The following is a 3568-nucleotide window of genomic DNA, read 5'->3' as shown; positions in this document are numbered from 1 at the left end:
GTCGACAAATGCAGCCCCGGCAAGGGTGCTTCGACCAAGGTCGCTATCGACACCGGCGTGCCGACGGCGGCATCCGACGTGTTCCAACTCGACGGCATCTACCGTGTCTTGAACCAGCATCCCGACATCCAGGTCGTTTCGCAGCAGGCCACCGAATACAATCCGGAAAAGGCGCGCTCGATCATGGAGACCGTGCTGCAACAGCATCCGGATCTTTGCGGCGCCATCGGCATCTGGGACAATCAGGACACCGGCACGGCGTCTGCGATCCAGCAGGCCGGCAAGGGCGACCAGGTCTTCCTCGTCACAAGCGGCGGCGGCAACAGGGTCGGCTGCGAGAATGTCGAGAAGGGCCTGTTCAATCTCTACATCAGCTACAACGTGCCGCTGCAGGGCGAAATCCTGAATGCGGAGATCGCAAGGCTGCTGCTCTCCGACGGTACCGCCGGCGAGACCAAGACGCTCTATTTCAATCCTCTGACGCAGATCACCAAGGCCAACGTCAACCAGCGCAATTGCTGGACGCTGGACGATCTGAAGTAGGGAATCCTGACTTATGGCCACCAGCGATGCGCTTTCACGGCTGCGGTACCGGCTTTTGCCGGACCGCCTGTTCGGCGAATTGCTGACCAAGAGCTGGATCGACAACGTCATTCCGGCATTGGCGCTGGTGGTCACGATCCTCGTCATGACGTGGATCATCCCTGGCTATTTCTCGGTCGGCAACCTTACCGATCTCGCCCGCCAGGTGTCGGAATTCGGCCTGATCGCACTGGCGCTCACCATCGTCATCCTCTCGGGCGGCATCGACCTCTCGGTCGGCTCGATGTTCGCGCTATGCGTGCTTGCCGCCCTGGTATCGATGAACGTTGCCGGCCTGCCGGTCGGCGTGGCATTGATCGCGACGCTAGCCACGGGCCTCGTCTGCGGGCTGCTCAACGGGGTGCTGATCGGCTATCTCAGGCTGCGCGCCTTCATAACCACTCTGGTGACACTGGTCATCTACCGGGCGCTCTACGACATCATCTTTCCCCGGCTTGCCAGCGCGATCGTCGGCTCGATACCGGTCTCCCCGACCTGGGACCTGATCGGCTTCGGCACCTTCTACGGCCTGCCCGTCTCCTTCGCCATTTTCGCCGTCATCGCCCTTGGCGCGCATATCGTCCTGTCAAGGCTAAGGCCAGGATGGCGGTTGCGCGCCGTCGGCGGTGCGCGCCGCTCCGCCTACAATGCCGGCATCAACGTCAAGCTGACGGTTTGCCTCGCCTATGTCGCATCGGGCCTGCTGACCGCGATCGCTGCCTTTCTGTTTTCCGCCCGGCTCGGCAGCACCGGCGCCGACACCGGCATAGGGCTGGAGATTTCCGTATTGACCGCCGTGGTGCTTGGCGGCGTTTCGCTGGGTGGCGGCCGCGGTTCGGTCGGCAATGCGGTGATCGGCTCCATCCTGGTGCTGATCCTGACCAGCGGCCTCATCCGCCTGTCGATGCCCGGCTCGGTCAACCAGCTGATCCTCGGTCTGGTGCTGATCGCCGCCGTGCTGTTCGACGCCAAATGGGTGAAGAACCGCGGCAAGCTGTTGAGCAAAGTCTATGTCTCGCCGACCTATCTGAAGCTGCCGAATTTGACGCCGCCGACCGGAACCGACGTGCTTGCCGTCAATGACAGGCTTGGCGCGGCGGAGCTCATAGGGCTTGGCGCGGTCGAAGGTCCCGAGGACGTCGTCCTCGACCGCGACGACAATCTCTATACCGGTACGCGGCACGGTACGATCGTCCGTTTCCTCGCGCCCGACTATGCGCGCAGCGAGGTCTTCGCCCGTATCGGCGGTCATCCGCTGGGGCTGGCCTTCGCGCCGAATGGCGACCTGCTCACCTGCGTCGGCGGCATGGGCGTCTACCGCGTCTCGCCGGACGGGACGGTGGCGAAAGTCACCGACGAAACCAATCGCAGCCTGCTGTCGGTGATCGACGATTCGCGGCTGAGGCTTCCCGACGATCTCGACATCGCGCCGGACGGGCGCATCTTCTTCAGTGAAGCGACGATCCGCTACGAGATGTCTGAATGGGCGGTCGATGCGCTGGAGGGCAGGGGCAACGGCCGGCTGATCTGCCATGATCCGAGGACCGGCTCGACCCGCACCATATTGCGCGGCCTGATCTTTCCCAACGGCGTCACCATTTGCCGCGACGGCCAGTCGCTGCTCTTTGCCGAGACATGGGCGTGCCGCATCAGCCGCTACTGGTTCGACGGACCGGACAAGGGCAAGCGTGAAATCTTCCTCGACAATTTGCCGGGCTATCCCGACAATCTCAACCGCGGCTCCGACGGAACCTACTGGATCGCGCTGCTCGGCATGCGCACCAGAACCTTCGATCTCGCCATGCGCAAGCCGGGTTTTCGCCGCCGCATGGCCAAGCGGATCGCCGCCGACGAATGGCTGTTCCCCAACATCAATCGCGGCTGCGTGCTGCGCGTGTCGGAAACCGGCGAGATCATCGACGCGTTGTGGGACGAGGCCGGCGAAAACCATCCCTCGATCACCTCGACCTGCGAGCACAAGGGCTGGCTCTATCTGGGCGGCGTCTCCAACAACCGCATCGGCCGCGTTCGCATCGAAGGCGCCGATCCGCAATGGACGGCGCATGACGATTACTGGGGGATGCGCTGATGGCGGGGTTAGGCACGTTCGTCCGCCGGCTGTTTTCGGCTGATGATGCCGGCATCAGCGTGCCGGCCATGGACGGCGTCTTCAAACCGGACAACCGCCTGGAAGAGGCGGAGCGGCTGCTGTCGCTTCCCGCCATCGACAATCTCGTTGCGTCGCCAGCGAGACTGCTGTGCAGCAGCGGCAACACGCTCTTTCGGATCGACCTTGGGAGAGCGGGCGCTTCGGCGGTCGCAATAGCGGAGTTCGCGGCGCCGATCAGCTTTGTCGCATCCGCGCCCGATGGCCGCCTTGCCGTCGGCATCGAGGGTGAAGGCCTGCAAATCGGGCAGCCGGGCACCTGGAGGCGCATCGGCTTGCCAGGCGGCGTGGCGTCCTGCCTCACCGCCGGGCTCTTTACCGTGGATGGCTCGCTCTACCTGTGTGTCGGCTCGCGCAAGCATCCGGCGCGCGACTGGAAGCGCGATCTGATGGAGGGCGGCAGCAGCGGCGTCGTGCTCGCCATCGATCCGGACAGCGGCTCCCAGCGTGAGCTTGCAGCCGGATTGGCATTTCCCAACGGCGCGGTCATGCTCGGCAACGGCCGTCTGGCGATCAGCGAAAGCTGGCGCCATCGTATCGTCGCCCTCGATCGGAAATCCCCCCATCCGGTGGCGATCGTGGAAGATCTGCCGGCCTATCCGTCACGCCTGTCGCCCGCTTCCTATGGCGGCTTCTGGATGGCGCTGTTCGCGCCGCGCCGCCAGCTTCTCGAACTGGTGCTGCGCGAGGACGATTATCGCCGCGAGATGATGGCGACGATCGATCCCGGCGAATGGATCGGGCCGGAACTCGCCGGATCGGCGCGGCCGGACCAGCCGCTGAGCCAGGGCTCGGTCCGGCAGATGGGCGTGCTGAAGC

The 3568-nt window shown here is 64.4% G+C and carries 3 protein-coding genes; all 3 read left to right on the top strand.

The features are described from left to right. Window positions 1-543 (top strand): substrate-binding domain-containing protein (locus EN750_RS23970; RefSeq protein WP_145967867.1); only part of this gene is annotated, 543 nt, incomplete at its 5' end. 13 nt (window positions 544-556) lie between these two features. Further along, the gene (locus EN750_RS23965; RefSeq protein WP_127397847.1) at window positions 557-2671 is read left to right on the top strand and encodes an SMP-30/gluconolactonase/LRE family protein; all 2115 of its coding nucleotides are present in this window, start codon (window positions 557-559) and stop codon (window positions 2669-2671) included. After that, a partial coding sequence (locus tag EN750_RS23960) for a strictosidine synthase (RefSeq protein WP_127397845.1) occupies window positions 2671-3568 on the top strand: 898 nt, incomplete at its 3' end. The genes EN750_RS23965 and EN750_RS23960, both read left to right, overlap by 1 nt.

It is taken from the genome of Mesorhizobium sp. M7A.F.Ca.ET.027.03.2.1 (assembly GCF_003999175.1).
Lineage (GTDB): Bacteria > Pseudomonadota > Alphaproteobacteria > Rhizobiales > Rhizobiaceae > Mesorhizobium.
The sequence above is the reverse complement of the archived record's forward strand: the minus strand, read 5'-3'. Positions and strand labels throughout refer to the sequence as shown.

Coding starts and splice junctions, on each gene's coding strand:
- EN750_RS23965 (WP_127397847.1), top strand. CDS start 557: ATGGCCACCAGCGATGCGCTTTCACGGCTGCGGTACCGGCTTTTGCCG.